The sequence below is a fragment of the Streptomyces sp. NPDC027185 genome, assembly GCF_055567035.1.
Window position 1 is genome coordinate 246,850 of the sequence record NZ_JBVHRF010000002.1, and the last position, 17,557, is coordinate 264,406.

Annotated in this window: 14 protein-coding genes and 1 riboswitch; of the genes, 5 read left to right on the plus strand and 9 right to left on the minus strand. The window is 71.9% G+C overall.

Annotated elements, in window-relative coordinates; translation table 11 throughout:
- Positions 1-40: 40 nt before the first annotated feature.
- Positions 41-670 carry a trimeric intracellular cation channel family protein gene (locus ACZ4M8_RS06340; protein WP_467603801.1) on the plus strand — a complete coding sequence of 210 codons (630 nt, stop codon included), beginning with the start codon at positions 41-43 and terminating at the stop codon, positions 668-670.
- 21 nt (positions 671-691) lie between these two features.
- Here the strand turns inward: ACZ4M8_RS06340 and ACZ4M8_RS06345 are convergent, their stop codons facing one another.
- The 9 genes from ACZ4M8_RS06345 to ACZ4M8_RS06385 all read right to left on the minus strand — a co-directional run bounded on the left by ACZ4M8_RS06345 (position 692) and on the right by ACZ4M8_RS06385 (position 11,788).
- Entirely contained in the window at positions 692-2,131 is a 1,440-nt protein-coding gene (locus tag ACZ4M8_RS06345; RefSeq protein ID WP_467603802.1) for a M1 family metallopeptidase, read from the minus strand.
- 206 nt (positions 2,132-2,337) lie between these two features.
- Positions 2,338-3,324: an ABC transporter ATP-binding protein gene (locus ACZ4M8_RS06350; protein WP_467605265.1), complete on the minus strand. Its 987-nt coding sequence runs from the start codon at positions 3,322-3,324 to the stop codon at positions 2,338-2,340.
- 473 nt (positions 3,325-3,797) lie between these two features.
- The gene (locus ACZ4M8_RS06355) at positions 3,798-4,889 is read right to left on the minus strand and encodes an ABC transporter ATP-binding protein (RefSeq protein WP_467603804.1); all 1,092 of its coding nucleotides are present in this window, start codon (positions 4,887-4,889) and stop codon (positions 3,798-3,800) included.
- Positions 4,886-5,896: an ABC transporter permease gene (locus ACZ4M8_RS06360; protein WP_467603805.1), complete on the minus strand. Its 1,011-nt coding sequence runs from the start codon at positions 5,894-5,896 to the stop codon at positions 4,886-4,888. Before ACZ4M8_RS06360 ends, ACZ4M8_RS06355 begins: the two co-directional genes overlap by 4 nt.
- A 75-nt stretch (positions 5,897-5,971) precedes the next feature.
- Positions 5,972-7,717, minus strand: a complete 1,746-nt coding sequence (locus ACZ4M8_RS06365) for an ABC transporter substrate-binding protein (protein ID WP_467603806.1) — start codon at positions 7,715-7,717, stop codon at positions 5,972-5,974.
- A gap of 104 nt (positions 7,718-7,821) precedes the next feature.
- Positions 7,822-8,823 (minus strand): ABC transporter permease, encoded by a 1,002-nt coding sequence (locus ACZ4M8_RS06370; RefSeq protein WP_467603808.1) that lies wholly within the window; start codon positions 8,821-8,823, stop codon positions 7,822-7,824.
- Between the two features lie 407 nt (positions 8,824-9,230).
- On the minus strand, positions 9,231-10,013 hold the full coding sequence (locus tag ACZ4M8_RS06375) for an enhanced serine sensitivity protein SseB C-terminal domain-containing protein (RefSeq protein ID WP_467603810.1): 783 nt from the start codon (positions 10,011-10,013) through the stop codon (positions 9,231-9,233).
- A 58-nt stretch (positions 10,014-10,071) separates the two neighbouring features.
- Positions 10,072-10,878 carry an enhanced serine sensitivity protein SseB gene (locus tag ACZ4M8_RS06380; protein ID WP_467603811.1) on the minus strand — a complete coding sequence of 269 codons (807 nt, stop codon included), beginning with the start codon at positions 10,876-10,878 and terminating at the stop codon, positions 10,072-10,074.
- 253 nt (positions 10,879-11,131) lie between these two features.
- Positions 11,132-11,788: an AAA family ATPase gene (locus tag ACZ4M8_RS06385; RefSeq protein ID WP_467603812.1), complete on the minus strand. Its 657-nt coding sequence runs from the start codon at positions 11,786-11,788 to the stop codon at positions 11,132-11,134.
- 553 nt (positions 11,789-12,341) lie between these two features.
- Positions 12,342-12,436: riboswitch (glycine riboswitch) on the plus strand.
- A gap of 145 nt (positions 12,437-12,581) precedes the next feature.
- Between ACZ4M8_RS06385 and gcvT the strand changes: the two genes are divergently transcribed.
- From gcvT to ACZ4M8_RS06405, 4 genes are all read left to right on the plus strand, one after another.
- The gene (gene gcvT / locus ACZ4M8_RS06390; protein ID WP_467603815.1) at positions 12,582-13,709 is read left to right on the plus strand and encodes a glycine cleavage system aminomethyltransferase GcvT; all 1,128 of its coding nucleotides are present in this window, start codon (positions 12,582-12,584) and stop codon (positions 13,707-13,709) included.
- A 153-nt stretch (positions 13,710-13,862) separates the two neighbouring features.
- Complete coding sequence (gcvH, locus tag ACZ4M8_RS06395; protein ID WP_467603817.1) at positions 13,863-14,240, plus strand: glycine cleavage system protein GcvH; 378 nt, start codon at positions 13,863-13,865, stop codon at positions 14,238-14,240.
- 67 nt (positions 14,241-14,307) lie between these two features.
- Entirely contained in the window at positions 14,308-15,567 is a 1,260-nt protein-coding gene (glyA, locus tag ACZ4M8_RS06400) for a serine hydroxymethyltransferase (protein WP_467603820.1), read from the plus strand.
- 443 nt (positions 15,568-16,010) lie between these two features.
- Complete coding sequence (locus tag ACZ4M8_RS06405; RefSeq protein ID WP_467603822.1) at positions 16,011-17,393, plus strand: L-serine ammonia-lyase; 1,383 nt, start codon at positions 16,011-16,013, stop codon at positions 17,391-17,393.
- The last annotated feature ends 164 nt before the right edge of the window (positions 17,394-17,557 follow it).

Sequence of the window (17,557 nt, forward strand, 5' to 3'; positions counted from 1 at the left end):
GGCGGCGCTCCGCTCCCCCGCGGCCTGGGATGATTCCGCCATGCTCCACGTGCTCTACCTGATCGGTGTCGCCGCGTTCGCCGCGAGCGGGGTGCTCGCCGCGTACCGCGCGAACATGGACCCCTTCGGCGGTCTGGTGCTCGCCTTCGCCGCCTCGATCTCCGGCGGCACGCTGCGCGATCTGATCCTCGACCGCCACCCGCTGTACTGGACGCACGACTGGGTCCTGCTGACGGTGATCATCTGCGTCGGCGTGGCCACCATGGTCTACCTCCGCTTCCTCACCCTGCCGCGTAAGTCGCTGCTGGTCGTCGACGCGGTCGGGCTCGCGGTCGTCACGGTGATCGGTGCGCGCGCCGCCATCGACGCGGGGGCCACCCCGCTCGCGGTGATCATCCTGGCGGTGCTGACGGGGGTGGCCGGTGAGGTCATCCGCGATGTGCTGTGCGGGGAGTTCCCGCCGCTGCTGCTGCGGGAGGACGTCTACGCGATCGCCGCGCTGGCCGGCGCCGTCCTGCTGCTGGCCCTGCACCACCTCGGCATCGGCGGCACCGCGGCCACCGCCGCCTCCGCCGGGCTGGTCTTCGGCCTGCGGATGGGCGCGGTCTATCTCGGACTGCACCTGCCCCGGCCGCACCGGTCGCCGGACCGCGCGGGCACGGGCGACTGACGTGGCCGGGGCGGGCCGGGGCTACGGCTTCGGCAGCGGCGGCCGGGAGGTGGTGTGCAGCCAGGTGTCGAAGAGGTCGCCGAGCGGCTGCCCGGAGATCTTCTCGGCCAGCGCGATGAACTGCGAGGTCTCGGCGTTGCCGTGGCGGTGGGCCGCGGTCCAGGCGGGCAGCAGCTTGAAGAACGCGGGGTCACCGATGCGTTCGCGCAGCGCCTGGAGGGTCATCGCGCCCCGCTGGTAGACCGCGTCGGAGAACATCGTGTCCCGCTGCGGATCGGCGACCTCGATCTTCCAGAACGGATCGTCGGCGGGGAGCGCGGCGTACGCCTCGCGGAACGCGTCGTGGGCGCTCCGGGTGCCCTTGTGCTCGGCCCACAGCCACTGCGCGTAGCTGGCGAAGCCCTCGTTGAGCCAGATGTGCCGCCAGTTCTTGACGGAGACGGAGTCGCCGAACCACTGGTGGGCCAGTTCGTGGACGATCGTGGACTCGTTGCGGACCGCCGAGTACGCGGGCTTGGACTGCACCTCCAGGGAGAAGCCCGCCTGCGGCATGTCGTCGACGATGGCGCCGGTCTCCTCGAAGGGGTACGGGCCGAACACCTTGGACCAGTAGTCCGTCGCCTCCGCCGTGACGCCGTAGACGTCGACCTTCCCGGTGGGCAGCGTCGGGTCGGTGGCGACGTAGATCGGCGTGCCGCCGGGTGTGGTGCCGGTGCGGACGTCGAACTTCCCGATGGTGGCGGTGGCCAGGTACGTCGCCATCGGGCGGCTCTCGCGCCAGTGGGCGTACGAGCGGCCGCCGCGCTCGCCGGACGCGATCAGCCGCCCGTTGGAGACGCCGGTCAGCCCCTTGGGCGCGTCGATGCGGATGTCGTACGTCGCCTTGTCGCCGGGGTGGTCGCTGGAGGGGAACCACGTCGAGGCGGCGTTCGGCTCGCAGGCGACGAAGACGCCGTCCTTCGTCTTCATCCAGCCGTAGTCGGAGCCGAAGATGATCGGCCCGCCGAGCGGCCGGGGTATCCCGCCGTACACGACGGTCACCTTGAACGTCCGGCCGTCGCGCAGCATCCGCGCGGGGCGGACGGTGATCTCGTCGCCGGATCTGGTGAAGCGCGCCGGGCGGCCGTCGACCCGGACGGCGGTGACGTCGAGCTTCTGCAGGTCGAGGTCGAAGGCGGTGAGGTTCTGGGTGGCGCGGGCGGTGAGCGTGGTGCGGCCGTCGAGGCGGCCGGTGGAGGGGTGGTAGCTGACGCCCAGGTCGTAGTGGAGGGCGTCGTAGCCGCCGTTGCCGAGGCCGGGGAAGTAGCTGTCGCCCGCGCCGGGTGCGCCCGGGGTGCCGACCGGTGCGGCGGCGACGCTGCCGGGGGCGGTGGCCACCCCGCAGACCGTGGCGACGACGGTGCAGGCGGCGGCCAGGGAGAGCAGCCGGGGACGGCGGAGCGCGGATACGGAGAGTGCCATGGTGAGCCCATCTCTTCGAACACACGGATGCGGAAGTCGTACGGCGATGCAGCCGCGCCGACTCTGCACGCACCCGCCGCCCCCGGGGCGCGACTTTGCCAACTCGTCATGCGGGGGCGGCGGTTCCCGCCATCAGAGGTGACGGGGCCGGGCGTGCGGAGAGCGCGGGGCGTTCCCGTGCCCCGGCCGTCGCCGGGGCACGGCGCTCAGTCGGTCCCGGGGCCCGGGGCGTTCTCGGGGTGGTGGCAGGCGACCTTGTGTCCGTCCTTGAGCGAGACCAGCGGCGGTTCGGTCGTGGCGCAGGTCTCGGTCGCCTTCCAGCAGCGGGTGCGGAACCGGCAGCCGGACGGCGGGTTGATCGGGGACGGGACGTCGCCCTTGAGCAGGATGCGGTCGCGTTCGGTGCGCCGCTTCGGGTCGGGCACCGGCACCGCCGACATCAGCGCCTTGGTGTAGGGGTGCATCGGCGTGGTGTACAGGGAGGCGCGGTCGGCCAGTTCGACGATCTTGCCGAGGTACATGACCACGATGCGGTCCGAGACGTGCCGGATGACGGACAGGTCGTGGGCGATGATCACGTACGTCAGGCCCAGCTCCTCCTGGAGGTCGTCCATGAGGTTGACGACCTGCGCCTGGATGGAGACGTCCAGCGCGGAGACCGGTTCGTCGGCCACGACCAGCTTCGGCTTGAGGGCGAGGGCGCGGGCGATGCCGATGCGCTGGCGCTGGCCGCCGGAGAACTCGTGCGGGTAGCGGTTGTAGTGCTCCGGGCTCAGGCCCACCAGCTCCAGCAGCCGCTGCACCTCCTTCTTGACGCCGCCCTCGGGCTCGACGCCCTGGAGCCGGAAGGGGGTGGAGACGATGGTGCCGATGGTGTGCCGCGGGTTCAGTGACCCGTACGGGTCCTGGAAGATCATCTGGACGTCGCGGCGCATCGGGCGGAGCCGCCCCGGGGAGAGGTGGGTGATGTCCGTCCCGTCGAACTCGACGGTGCCGCCGGTGGGTTCGTCGAGCCGGGTGATCAGCCGCCCCATCGTCGACTTGCCGCAGCCGGACTCGCCGACCACGCCCAGCGTCTCGCCCGGGTATACGTCGAAGTCGATACCGTCGACCGCCTGAACGGCCCCGACCTGCCGCTTCAGCAGCCCCTTGGTGATCGGGAAGTGCCGCGTCAGACCGCGCACCCGCAGCAGCGGGGTCCCCGCGCCGCCGGCGTCCTTCCGCTGCGCGGGTACGGGGACGGGGACGGCGGGGCCGGCGGGGTCTGCGGTCGCGGCGGACTCGGCGGCGGCCACGGACTCGCCGGACTCGGCGGGCTCGGCGGGCTCCCCGGACTGCGCGGACTCCTTGGGCTCCGCGGCCTCCGCGGGCTTCTCCGGCTCCGCGGCCCCGGCCTGCCCGGCGGGCCTCTGCGGCGGGACGGCGGCCGTACCCGGCTCCGCGGCCCCGGCCCCGCCCGTGTCCTTCTCCGGCTCCACGGCCTTCCCGGGCTCCACGGCCCCGGCCTGCCCGGCCGGCTTCTGCGGCTCCGCCGCCTCGGCCTTCCCGGCCCCCGCCGTCCCGCCGGGCTTCCGGGACTTCGCGGCGGCCCCGGGCTTCCGGGACTTCGCGGCCGGTCCGCTCTTCCGGGCCGTACCCGCCCGCGGCTTCTTCTTCTCGTTCTCGGTCACAGCTTGGGCGCAATCTCTTCGGTCCAGATCCGCTTCCGCTCCGCCGGCGCCATGTGGCACGCGGAGAAGTGGCCGTCCGTGGCCTCGGTGAGCTCGGGGCGGACCGTACGGGTGAGGTCGTCCTTGGGCACGTCCGCGTACGGGCAGCGCGGGTTGAAGGCGCACCCGGAGGGGACGTTGATCAGGCTGGGCGGGGAGCCCTTGACCGGGATCAGCCGGTCGGTGTGGTCCCGGTCGATGCGCGGCATGGAGCCGAGCAGACCCCAGGTGTAGGGGTGCTGCGGCGCCTCGAAGACCTTGTCGGCCGGGCCGCGTTCGACGCACCGCCCGCCGTACATCACCAGCAGGTCGTCCGCGAGTTCGGCGACCACGCCCAGATCGTGGGTGATCACGATGACGGCGGAGCCGAACTCCTTCTGCAGATCGCGGATCAGGTCGAGGATCTGCGCCTGGACGGTGACGTCCAGCGCGGTCGTCGGCTCGTCCGCGATGAGCAGTTCGGGGTTGTTGACCAGCGCCATCGCGATCATCGCGCGCTGGCGCATCCCGCCGGAGAACTGGTGCGGATGGTCGTCCACCCGCTTGTCCGGCTGCGGGATGCCGACCCGGTCCAGCATCTCGATCGCCCGCTTGCGCGCCGTCTTGCGGTCCACGTCGTGGTGGACGCGGTACGCCTCCACGATCTGCTTGCCGACGGTGTAGTAGGGGTGCAGCGCGGAGAGCGGGTCCTGGAAGATCATCGCCATCCGGCGGCCGCGCAGCCGGCGGACCGCGTCCGGGGCGGCGCCGATCAGCTCCTGGCCGTCCAGCCGGATCTCACCGGACATCCGTACCTTGGCCCGCTGCCGCCGCGACGCGGCGTGCAGCCCCATCACGGCGAGCGAGGTGACGGACTTGCCGGAGCCGGACTCGCCGACGATGCCGAGGGTCTTGCCCTTCTCCAGCGTGAAGGAGAGGCCGTCGACGGACTTGACCAGCCCGTCGTCGGTCGGGAAGTGCACCTTCAGATCGCGGACGTCGAGGAACGGGGCCGCCGTCTCGGCGGACGCCCCGGTGGCGCCGGATGCGGTGTCGTCGGAGTCGGTCACGAGAGCCTCACGCGCGGGTCGACGGCGGCGTACAGGACGTCCACCACCAGGTTGCACAGGACGATGAAGAACGCGGCGAGCAGGGTGACGCCGAGGATGTTGGGCAGGTCGTTGGCGGTGATCGCCTGGACGGCGAAGGCGCCCACGCCCTGGAGCGAGAAGACCTGTTCGGTGATGAGCGCACCACCGAGCAGCAGGCCCAGGTCCATGCCGAAGACGGTGATGAGCGGGGTGAGGGCGGCGCGCAGGCCGTGCTTGACGACGACGGTGCGCTCCCCCAGCCCCTTGGCGCGGGCGGTGCGGATGTAGTCCTCACCCAGCGTCTCCAGCATCCCCGCCCTGGTCAGACGGGCGTAGAGCGCCGAGTAGAGGAACGCCAGCGTCACCCAGGGCAGGACCAGCGTCCTGGCCCACAGCAGCGGGTCGTCGAAGAGCGGGACGTAGTCGCTGCGTTCGAAGAGCGGCCACTGGTAGGTGAAGAGGGCCAGCGCGATGGCTCCGGTGAAGAACATCGGCAGCGACACACCGGCCAGGGCGACGCCCATCGACAGCCGGTCGAAGAACGAGCCGGGGCGCAGCGCGGAGATGACGCCGGTGGTGATGCCGGTGAGCAGCCAGACGACGGCCGCGCCGGCGGCGAGCGACAGGGTCACCGGCAGCCGGGATTGGATCTCCGGCCAGACCTCGATATGGGTCTTGAAGGAGTAGCCGAAGCACGGCATGTGGCAGCGCGCCGCCTCGGGGCCGAACTTGTAGTCGACGCCGGTGAAGATGCCCCGGAGGAACTCCCAGTACTGTTCGTACACGGGCTTGTCCAGGCCGAGGTTCCTCTTCACCGCCGCGATGTCGGCGGGCGTCGGCGACTTGCCGATGTACTGCTGTGCGAGCTGGTCGGTGGTCTGCCCGGCGATCTTCGGCAGCAGGAAGAAGATGCCGAAGGTGACCGCGCTGACGATCAGCAGCAGGATCACCGCGCTGATCACCCTGCGGATGAGGTACGAGAACACGGGGATGCGGCGTCGGTGCCCGCGGGGCCGAGGGGCCGGCCGCGGGCACCAATGCCTTCACCTGCCTTCCGGGACTTACTTCTTGACGCCGATGTTGAGGTAGTCGTACTGCCCGCTGTACGCCGAGGTCGCGACCATGTTCGTGGCCTTCGGGGAGCGGTAGTTCAGGACCTTGAAGTAGGTGAGCGGGACCATCACGGCCTGGCCCATCGCCTTCTTGTCGATCTCGGCGTACGCCTTCTCGCGCCCGGCCTTGTCCGGGTTGGCGACGGCGGAGTCGAGAAGCTTGTTGATCTCCGGGTCGTCCGTCTCGGAGAGGTTGGTGTTGCCGGACTGGGAGATCGCCTTGCCGTTGAGGATCTGCTGGAGGTAGCCGTAGCCGGTCGGGAAGTCGGCGCCCCACTGCATCATGATCAGACCGACGTCGTTCTTCTTGTTGAACGACGGGACGCCCGCGTAGTCCGAGAAGTACTTGCTGCTCGGGTACTGCTGGATCTTGGCGTTGACGCCGATCTTCTTCAGCGAGGAGATGACGGAGGTCGCCGCGTCCACCTCCTCCTGCCGGTCACTGCGGGCGAGGATGGTGGTGGAGACGTTCCCGGCGCCGCACTCGGCCCACTTCTTCTTCGCCTCGGTGAGGTCGAGGTCGTCGCCCTTGTACTTCTGCGGGTACAGGTCGTACTTCTCGTAGCCGGGGATGTCGGTCGGCAGGACCGTGGAGGCGATGTCGCCGCGGATCGGGCCGCCGAGGGAGGTCTGTACGGCCTTCTTGTCGACGGCGTACTCGACCGCCTGGCGGCAGGCGAGCTTGTCGAACGGCTTCACCTTGGAGTTGATCGCCAGGTAGTTGAGCCGCTGGCCGAGCGCGTTGTCGGTGTTGCCCTTCTCCTTGGCGTCGAGCAGCAGGTGGGCCTGGGTCTGCGCGTCGACGCCCTTGCCGGCCATGTCGACCATGGTGTTGCCGGCCAGCAGGTCCTTGTCGATGGTGGACTGCGCCACCTTCAGCTTCAGGACGATCTTCTCCGGCAGCTGCTTGCGCAGCGGGTCCGTCTTCGCCGACCAGTGCGGATTGCGCACCAGGGTGAGCTGCTTGCCCTCCTGGTAATCCTGGTACTTGTACGAACCGGAGGAGATCACGGACCGGGTGTAGTCGGCGCCCTTGTCCTTGTCCTGCGGCACCGGCGCCGTCTGCGGGGCGCTGACCAGCTGGTCGAACTCCGCGAACGCCTTCTTGAGGTGGAAGACGATGGTGTGGTCGTCCGGCGTCTCGATGGACTTGAGCCCGTCCTTGCTCTTGTCCTTGTACGGGCCCTTGTAGCCGCCGTCGTTGTCCTTGAGGAACTGCTGGAAGTAGTTCGGCCCCAGGGACAGCGTGTCGCGGGCGAAGTTGGAGCGCTCGACGGCGTACTTGACGTCCTGCGAGGTGACCTCCCGGCCGTCCTCGTACTTCACCCCCTTGCGGATCTTGTACGTCCAGGTCTTGCCGCCGTCGGAGGACTTGCCCTTCGACTCGGCGAGGTCCGGGACGATCTCGTTGCCCTTGGGGCCGGGGGCCGGCTTGAAGGTCGTCAGGGAACGCGCGTAGAGGCGGCTGAAGTTGTACACGAACGCGTAGTAGGTGTTGCCCGGGTCGAAGGACTCGGGGGCGTCGCTCATCGCGTAGGTGAGGGTGCCGCCCTTCGCGTCCGAGGCGTTGACGATGCCCTCCGTCGCGGCGTTCGCCTTGCCGGAGGCGGTGGATCCGGCGCCCCCGGTGCAGCCGGCCAGCAGGCCCGCGCTGGTGATGGCCGCTATCGCCGCGACCGGAACTGACCTTCGCATGATGGTGGCGCTCCCCTTGATTCGTCGAACACTTCGGGAAAGGACTTCGGAAAACTTCGGACGACCGGACGTACGGCGGGCGGTGGGGGGCGGGCCCGGAGGGCTCAGCGTCCGCCGCGAGGGTCCAGTGCGTCCCGCAGACCGTCACCGAGCAGGTTGAACGCGAGCACGGTGACGAAGATGGCGAGACCGGGGACGAGCATGTACTGCGGGTCGACCTCGTAGTACTTGACCGCCTGGTTGAGCATGCCGCCCCAGGACGCCTGGGGCGGCTGGATGCCGACGCCCAGGAAGCTCAGCGCCGCCTCGAAGAGGATGTTGGAGGGGATCAGCAGCGTCGAGTACACGACGATCGGGCCGACGAGGTTGGGCAGCAGTTCGCGGAAGAGGATGAACGGACCGCGCGCACCCATTCCGCGCGCCGCGTCGACGAACTCCCGCTCCCGCAGCGACAGGGTCTGCGCCCGCACGATGCGGCCCATGTACGGCCAGTTGAAGAACCCGATCACGAAGATCAGCACGGAGAGGTGGAGCGGCAGCCCGGTGAGGCCGAAAGCGCCCCCCTGGAGCGAGGCGGAAATCGCGATGGCGAACAGCAACAACGGGAACGCCAGGAAGACATCCATCAGCCGGCTGATCACCGCGTCGACCCGTCCGCGGTAGAAGCCGGCGACCACTCCCATGACCGTGCCGATCGCCACCGACAGCAAGGTGGCGCCGAAGGCGACGATCAGCGAGACCCAGGAGCCCTCCAGCACCCGGGCGAGCAGGTCACGGCCGAACTTCGGGTCCACGCCCAGCGGGTGGTCGCCGCTCATCCCGCCTAGGTCGCCCTTGGGGAGCGTGGTGTTGGGGTCGATCAGCGACTGGTGGGGGCTGTCGGGGTCGAGACCGAGCAGCGCCTGGAGCGGGCGGGAGAGCGCGGCGACGACGATGAGCAGGATGACAACGATGGCACCGGCCACCGCGACCTTGTCGCGCCGGAAGCGCAGCAGTGCGATGCGGCCGAGCGAGCGGCCTTCGATCCGCTTGCCCGCCACGCCCTTCAGCACCGCTTCCGGCTGCGCCTGGGCAGCCGCGCCGGTGGTCTCGATCGGTGCGGTCACAGTGCCTTTGACCCCTCTCGGCCGACGGTGCGGCCTCACGCCCCGCCGCGCTCGCGGCCTGGTCCCCATCGCCGCCGCACGACGCGCGGATGCCATGGAAGTTCGCACCGCGAAACATCGCGGTGTCACATGACAGGTGTCCGGATGGTGTTCGTACACAGGGCCGATGCCCTGCTGCCGGAGTCTTCATCCGATTCGCGATCACTCACCAGCCCCCAAGGTGAATGGATGCGCAACTGTGATCTGGTCCACAAGTCTCCGCTATCCGGACGCAAGGGACGTCTGAACGGAGATTTCGGTGGCGGGAAAAAGCCCGTCAACTGACGGACGAACAGGGCGAATTCGAGACACCGCACACCCTGGGCGGTGAACCTCCGGCGGTGGCCCGGGGAAGGCCCGCCGCCGGATCAGTAGGGGCGCGGGTAGCCGTACCCGGTGGGCGGCTGCGCCGGGGCGCCGTAGCCCTCGCGGTCGAAGAAGGGGCGGGCGCAGGCCCGCATCCACATGCCGACCGGGTCGTACTCGTCGTTCATCGCGACGGTCGAGACCGGCAGCCCTTCGGGGACCGCGCCCATCGACTGCTGGACCATCAACCGCGCGGCGTCCACGCCCTGTTGGCCCGCGTCGTAGAGATCGAGGCCGAGGGCGAGGTAGGGCGCGCCGAGGGCGGGCTGCACCCAGGCGCGGCGCAACGACCGCACGGCGGGCGTGCGGTGGGCGTTCTGGGTGAGCAGGGCGTAGAACTGCGGGAGGTCGATGACCGGTTCGGTGATGCGCAGCGGTCCGGCGGGGAGTCGGTCGAGACCGCCGGCGATACGGCGCAGATCCAGCCAGGGGATGCCGACGCCGCCGCCAGGGGCGTGCGGATTCAGCCACAGGCCCCAGCGGTCGGGGAAGAGGGCGGAGGCGATCTCGACACCGGTGACCAACTCGTGGTCACGGTTCCATCCGGAGGCGGCCAGCTCGGGCGCGGAGGTGACACAGGGCGCGTAGCCCAGGCCGTCGACCTCCATGTTTCCGTACTGCGCGTCGGGCATCCCGGCGCGGCCGTGCCAGAGCAGCATCCAGACCTGACCGGCGGCGAGCGCGTGCAGCAGCGCCTCGTAGGCGTCGTAGCGGCCGGGTGTGACCTGTCCCAGCAGCTGCTCGACCCGGCCTGCCGCCGCTCCTTGATGCGCACCCGCGCTCACGTGGTCCGTCCCTTCTCCGGCGGCCGCGTGGGGTACGCCCGCCCGTCGTCCGTCCAGCTTACGAGTGGTCCCGGGAGTAGAAGGGCCGTACGCGCGCGGTCATCCAGTCGGCGACCGGGTCGCCCTGGGCGACGTCCAGCAGCACCAGTTGGACGGGCCAGGCCACGGGCACCGTGCCGAGCGCGCGTCCCAGGGCGGCGAGGGCCGCTTCGCGGGTGGCGTCGTCGTAGGGGTTGGCGAGGGTGGCGTCGACCTCGACGCCGACGAAGAGCGCGGGCGTGTCGCCCTCCACACTCGCCAGGGCACGCCGGGCAGTCAGGACAAATCCGGCACCGGAGAACTCCAGGCCGGCGGCGGCGAGGAAGTCCACCGGCTCCTCCTGCCAGTCCGGCTCGAAGAGCCGCACCCGGCCGCCGGTGGGCGCGGACACCCCGGCGCCCGCCTCCCGGCACAGCTCCGCCACCGCGGGCGCCGGCAGCGCGGTGCCGACCGTGCCGCCGGGGTTGACGGCGATACCGAGCAGCGGCGGCAGCCCCCGGGCGAACTCCTTCGCCGGAGCGACGGTGAAGGACATGTGGGCGCCGACGGTCCGCAGGAACTCCTGCTCGGAGCTGAACACCGGGACGTACGCCACCTCGCCGATCTCAACGGTGGGCAGGTCCAGACCCCGGCCGCCGGGGCCCGCGGCGTCCGGGCCACCGCCGTTGGGCAGCGGCACCCACACCCGGCTGCGGCCCAGCACCTCCACGATCCGGCCGCCCGCGCCGGGGTGGCCGACGGAGGCCGCGAGGACCTCCTCCAACTCGTTGGCGGGCCACGCCAGCTGCGGTATTCCCTGCTCGATCCCCTGCTCGGGAAAGTCCATGTCCATCCATCCGCTTCCGTACCGCGCGCTCTGGCCGATGAGCTTAGGGGGTGTCCTTGGCATCCTCGCGGGGCCGGGGTGAGCGGCAGCACGCCTCGCCGCGGAGGCGTCCTGCGCCGCGGACGGCCGCGCCCCGCGGCGCACGGCCGCGGGCCGTCCCGGCCGGCGAAGACCGACAGGACACCCTCCGGGCCCTGTCGCCGCCCTCCGGTCGCCCGCCCGGAAGGGGCGGACGGAGGGTGACGACCGAACCCTAGACGAGTGGCGGCACCGCCGCGTCCGCCGCCCGGGGCGCGGGCCCGCCGCCGAACCGGAGCGTGCGCAGCCGGTCGGCCGCGGACCGGTCCAGCAGGACGGCCGAGGCGAACCCCCGGGGCGGCCGCCCCGCCCCGGCGTTCCGGATCAGCCGCCGGCTGGCCGCGCGGTGCCGGGCGAAGGCGTAGCCGGACACCCCGCGCCCGCGCGAGCGCTGACCGCGCCGCGCCACCTCGGGCGGGACGTCGAGCAGCAGCAGATGCGGACGCCGCCCGCCGCGCCGCGCCGCGCGGGCGATCCAGCGGCGCACCCAGGTCTGCGTCCCGCAGTCGTGCACCACGGCGCTCCGGCCCGAGCGCAGCACCCGGCGCAGCCCGAGGTAGTGCGCCACCCGGACGAGTGGCCGGTAGAGGGCGTACGGCACCCGGCGCAGCCGGCCGCGCTCCCAGCGCTCGCGGGCGTCCTGGGAGTCGACGCGGTGGACGGGGGCGCCCGCGCCGTCGGCCGCCGGGACGACGCGGTGCATCAGCGTGCTCTTGCCGCTGCCGGGCAGTCCGGAGACGACGACCAGGGCACCTGCGGGGAAGCGGAGTTCGGCCGGGAGCCCGGCGGCGGGGCACCCCCGCAGGTCGGTGACGGCGACGGGGTCCGGCACGGAAGCGGGTTCCGGCGCGGGAGCGGATTCCGGGCGGGCGGCCACGGCGGAGTCCTGCCGCGGCGGGCGGGGCGGCGTGTCCGGGCCGGCCCCCGGGTACGCGTCCGGGGCGGCCCCCGGGTACGCGTCCGGGCGCGGTCCGCGGCGTGCCTCCGGTGCCGGTCGCGCGTCCGGCACCGCCCGCGGCGGCCGGGCCTCGCGGGCCCCGGGCGCGGGCCGGGGCGGCGCGGTGCCACCGGTCCTCGGTACGGCCGTGCGCGCGGCTTCGCTCTGCACCGTGATCGCCCCTTCCCCCTCGGCGGGGCCGGGCGGCGGCCCCGTCCCCTCCCGCACAGTGTCAAGGAAAGGTAATGCCGTTCAAGACGCGGGGTGTTCCGGTGCCGCGCCTCGGGCGGTGCGCGGCCGGGGGCGGCGCCGTGCGGAGGCGCTCCGTCCGGGCGGCCGGGCGGGTTCCGGGCCGGGGCTCCTACGTGCGGCGTTCCCGTGCGATGATGTCGGCGCCCCGTGCACACCGGCGTCGCGCCGTGCATGGTCCAACTCCATACCGGCCGCTTGAATCCGCGCGGGAGAGTCCCCGGCCGCGCGCCGGGGCGCCGAAGGAGCAAGTCCTCCCTTGAATCTCTCAGGCCCCTATACCGCGCGGGCGAGGCAGATCTGAAAAGCGAGCCGCGGCCCGTACGGGAGCGGTTCCACCCAAGGTGCAAACCGGCCCGTTCGCGGGATTCCGGTGAACCTCTCAGGTTCCGATGACAGATGGGGAGACATGTCCTCTCACCCTGTCCGGGAGCCCACCATGACCGATGCCCCCCGCCGCACCGCGCTCGACGCCGTCCACCGCGCGCTGGGCGCGACCATGACCGACTTCGCCGGCTGGGACATGCCGCTGCGCTACGCCAGCGAGCGCGACGAGCACCTCGCCGTCCGCACCCGCGCCGGTCTCTTCGACCTCTCCCACATGGGCGAGATCACCGTCACCGGCCCGCAGGCGGCCGACCTCCTCGACCACGCACTGGTCGGCAACATCGGCTCCGTGAAGCCGGGCCGCGCCCGCTACACCATGATCTGCCAGGAGGACGGCGGCATCCTCGACGACCTGATCGTCTACCGCCTCGGCGAGACGGAGTACCTGGTCGTCGCCAACGCCTCCAACGCGCAGACCGTCCTGGACGCGCTGACCGCCCGCTCCGGCGGCTTCGACGCCGCGATCCGCGACGACCGCGACGCGTACGCGCTGCTGGCCGTGCAGGGCCCCGAGTCCCCCCGCATCCTCAAGGCCGTCACCGACGCCGATCTGGACGGGCTGAAGTACTACGCCGGGCTGCCCGGCACGGTCGCCGGCGTCTCCGCGCTCATCGCCCGCACCGGCTACACCGGCGAGGACGGCTTCGAGCTGTTCGTCCGGCCCGAGGACGCGGCCGCGCTCTGGGAGGCACTGCTGGCGGCGGGCGAGGACGCCGGGCTGGTCCCGTGCGGCCTGTCCTGCCGCGACACGCTGCGCCTGGAGGCGGGCATGCCGCTCTACGGCCACGAGCTGACGACGGCGACCACGCCGTTCGACGCCGGGCTGGGCCGGGTCGTGAAGTTCGAGAAGACGTCCAACGGCGGCGCCTTCGTCGGCCGCGCCGCGCTGGAGGCGGCCGCCGCGCGCGCCGAGGAGCGGCCGCCGCGCAAGCTCGTCGGTCTGATCGCCGAGGGCCGCCGGGTGCCCCGGGCGGGCTACCCGGTGGTGGACGCCGAGGGCACCGTCATCGGCGAGGTGACCTCCGGCGCGCCGTCGCCGACCCTGGGCAGGCCGGTCGCGATGGCGTACGTCGACGCCGCGCACGCCGCCCCGGGCACCGCGGGCGTCAAGGTCGACATCCGTGGCAGCCACGAGCCGTACGAGGTCGTCGCGCTGCCGTTCTACAAGCGGGAGAAGTAGCCCGTAGCGGGACACATCGCCGCCCGGAGCCGCCGTACGGGGCCGCCGGGCCGGTCCGGTGCGGCCGTTCCGGTGCGGCCGGGCCGCCGCCGCTGTGTCTCACTGTGCAGACCCCTTTCACCACCACACCCTCGCGTACAGGAGAATCGACCCATGAGCAACCCCCAGCAGCTGCGCTACAGCAAGGAGCACGAGTGGCTGTCGGACGCCGAGGACGGCGTCTCGACGGTCGGCATCACCGAGCACGCGGCGAACGCGCTCGGCGACGTCGTCTACGTGCAGCTCCCGGAGGTCGGCTCCACGATCACGGCGGGCGAGACCTGCGGTGAGCTGGAGTCGACCAAGTCGGTCAGCGATCTCTACGCGCCGGTCGACGGCGAGATCACCGAGGTCAACGAGGGTGTCACCGACGACCCCTCGCTGGTGAACACCGCCCCGTTCGAGGGCGGCTGGCTGTTCAAGGTGAAGATCACCGGGGAGCCGGGCGACCTGCTCTCCGCGGACGAGTACACCGCCTTCACCGCCGGCTGAGTCCGCCGCTCGGCCGCCGCCCGTACCGAAGCGCTCCGCGCCCCCTGAACCCTCCAGGAGAAGACCCATGTCGCTTCTCGACAGCTCCCTCCACGAGCTCGACCCCGACGTCGCCGCCGCCGTCGACGCCGAGCTGCACCGTCAGCAGTCCACCCTCGAAATGATCGCCTCGGAGAACTTCGCTCCGGTCGCCGTCATGGAGGCGCAGGGCTCGGTTCTCACCAACAAGTACGCCGAGGGCTACCCCGGCCGCCGCTACTACGGCGGCTGCGAGCACGTCGACGTGGTCGAGCGGATCGCCATCGACCGCATCAAGGAGCTCTTCGGCGCGGAGGCGGCCAACGTCCAGCCGCACTCCGGTGCGCAGGCCAACGCCGCCGCGATGTTCGCGCTGATCAAGCCGGGCGACACCATCCTGGGCCTGAACCTCGCCCACGGTGGCCACCTCACCCACGGCATGAAGATCAACTTCTCCGGCAAGCTCTACAACGTGGTGCCCTACCACGTCGACGAGAAGACCAACCTGGTCGACATGGCGGAGGTCGAGCGGCTCGCCAAGGAGCACCGCCCGAAGCTGATCGTCGCGGGCTGGTCGGCCTACCCGCGCCAGCTGGACTTCGCCGCCTTCCGCAAGATCGCGGACGAGGTCGGCGCGTACCTGATGGTGGACATGGCGCACTTCGCCGGTCTGGTCGCCGCGGGGCTGCACCCCAACCCGGTGCCGCACGCCCACGTCGTCACCACCACCACCCACAAGACCCTGGGCGGTCCGCGCGGCGGCGTGATCCTCTCCACCCAGGAGCTGGCCAAGAAGATCAACTCCGCGGTCTTCCCCGGTCAGCAGGGCGGTCCGCTGGAGCACGTCATCGCGGCGAAGGCGGTCTCCTTCAAGGTCGCGGCGTCCGAGGACTTCAAGGAGCGCCAGCAGCGCACCCTGGACGGCGCCCGCATCCTGGCCGAGCGCCTGGTGCAGCCGGACGTCACCGAGGCGGGCGTCTCCGTCCTCTCCGGCGGCACCGACGTCCACCTCGTCCTGGTCGACCTGCGCAACAGCGAGCTGGACGGCCAGCAGGCCGAGGACCGTCTCCACGAGGTCGGCATCACCGTCAACCGCAACGCCGTCCCGAACGACCCGCGGCCCCCGATGGTCACCTCGGGCCTGCGGATCGGCACCCCGGCGCTGGCCACCCGCGGTTTCGGCGCCGATGACTTCCGCGAGGTCGCCGACGTCATCGCCGAGGCGCTGAAGCCGTCGTACGACGCCGAGTCGCTCAAGGCGCGGGTCGCCGCCCTCGCCGCGAAGCACCCGCTCTACCCCTCCCTCTGAGAGGGAGCGCGCGGCGCCCCGCCGCGCGCCGTTGCCTCCGGGCGCCGCACCACCGGCGCCCGGAGGCGGTACGGGCCACGAGCCCGGGGCCCCGGCCCCGGGCTCGCCGTCTGCCTGCCCCGGAATCCGGAACGATCCGGCACACAGGGCACGGAACGGACGCGGTCTCCGCACGCGGACGCCACCGCCCGCCCGCGTACGCCGGCACCGGGGCCACGCCCCGGCCGCCCCGCGCACCGCTCCGTACCGGGTGCCGCGGGCGGCCCGGCACCCGCCGTTCCCCGGGCCGCCCGCCACCCGTCGGTCCGTGTCCGGCGGCCCGCCCCATGACCGCGTTACGCTCGTCAGTCGGCACCGATACACCCCGAAAACCGCACCAACCTCCCGATCCCCCTCTCTCCGCCCGCACCGCCCCTCACGAGCAGACAAGGGAGTCCGCCACCGTGGCCATCTCCGTCTTCGACCTCTTCTCCATCGGCATCGGCCCCTCCAGCTCCCACACGGTGGGCCCCATGCGCGCGGCCCGGATGTTCGCCGGCCGCCTCAAGAAGGACGGACTGCTCGCCCAGACCGTCTCGGTACGGGCGGAACTCTTCGGCTCCCTCGGCGCCACCGGCCACGGCCACGGCACCCCCAAGGCCGTCCTGCTCGGTCTGGAGGGCAACTCCCCGCGCACCGTCGACGTCGAGAACGCCGACACCCGCGTCGCCGAGATCCGCGAGAGCGGCCGGCTGCGCCTGCTGGCCGCCGAGATAGGGGACGCCCACGAGATCGCCTTCGACGAGTCCACCCAGCTGATCCTGCACCGCCGCCGCTCCCTGCCGTACCACGCCAACGGCATGACCCTCTTCGCGTACGACGCCCACGGCGCCCCGCTGCTGGAGAAGACGTACTACTCCGTCGGCGGCGGTTTCGTCGTCGACGAGGACGCGGCGGCCGAGGACCGGATCAAGCTCGACGACACCGTCCTGACGCACCCCTTCCGCACCGGCGACGAACTGCTGCGGCTGACGCGGGAGACCGGTCTGTCCATCTCCGCGCTGATGCTTGAGAACGAGAAGGCGTGGCGCACCGAGGCGGAGATCCGCGCCGGGCTGCTGGAGATCTGGCGCGTCATGCAGGCGTGTGTGGAGCGCGGCATGTCCCGCGAGGGCATCCTGCCGGGCGGTCTGAAGGTCCGCCGCCGGGCCGCCAACGCCGCCCGCGCCCTGCGCGCCGAGGGCGACCCGCAGACCCACGCCATGGAGTGGATCACCCTCTACGCGATGGCCGTCAACGAGGAGAACGCGGCCGGCGGCCGGGTGGTGACCGCCCCCACCAACGGCGCCGCCGGGATCATCCCCGCCGTCCTGCACTACTACGTGAACTTCGTGCCCGGCGCCGACGAGGACGGCGTGGTCCGCTTCCTCCTCGCCGCCGGTGCGATCGGCATGCTCTTCAAGGAGAACGCCTCCATCTCGGGCGCGGAGGTCGGCTGCCAGGGCGAGGTCGGCTCGGCCTGCTCGATGGCGGCGGGCGGCCTCGCCGAGGTCCTCGGCGCGACCCCGGAGAAGGTGGAGAACGCCGCCGAGATCGGCATGGAGCACAACCTCGGCCTGACCTGCGACCCGATCGGCGGTCTGGTGCAGATCCCGTGCATCGAGCGGAACGGTATGGCCTCCGTCAAGGCCGTCACCGCCGCCCGGATGTCGCTGCGGGGCGACGGCCGCCACCACGTCTCCCTCGACAAGGTCATCAAGACGATGAAGGACACCGGCGCGGACATGTCGGTGAAGTACAAGGAGACCGCCCGCGGCGGCCTCGCGGTGAACATCATCGAGTGCTGAGTCCGGACCGGCCCTGACCCCGCGCGCCCGACGCGGGATCAGGGCCCGTGCCCGGCGGGGCGGGCGGCCGTCCCGCTCGCCGCCGCCTGCCGTCCCCGCTGCCGTCCCCGCCGCGGGAACGTACTCCCCCGACGGTTGCCGCCAGCACGTCCTGCCTGGTCACG

Bases quoted from the DNA above. Each gene is read 5' to 3' on its own strand.
- ACZ4M8_RS06340 (WP_467603801.1), top strand. From the start codon at position 41: ATGCTCCACGTGCTCTACCTGATCGGTGTCGCCGCGTTCGCCGCGAGC.
- ACZ4M8_RS06345 (WP_467603802.1), bottom strand. From the start codon at position 2,131: ATGGCACTCTCCGTATCCGCGCTCCGCCGTCCCCGGCTGCTCTCCCTG.
- ACZ4M8_RS06365 (WP_467603806.1), bottom strand. From the start codon at position 7,717: ATGCGAAGGTCAGTTCCGGTCGCGGCGATAGCGGCCATCACCAGCGCG.
- ACZ4M8_RS06380 (WP_467603811.1), bottom strand. From the start codon at position 10,878: ATGGACTTTCCCGAGCAGGGGATCGAGCAGGGAATACCGCAGCTGGCG.
- gcvT (WP_467603815.1), top strand. From the start codon at position 12,582: ATGACCGATGCCCCCCGCCGCACCGCGCTCGACGCCGTCCACCGCGCG.
- gcvH (WP_467603817.1), top strand. From the start codon at position 13,863: ATGAGCAACCCCCAGCAGCTGCGCTACAGCAAGGAGCACGAGTGGCTG.
- glyA (WP_467603820.1), top strand. From the start codon at position 14,308: ATGTCGCTTCTCGACAGCTCCCTCCACGAGCTCGACCCCGACGTCGCC.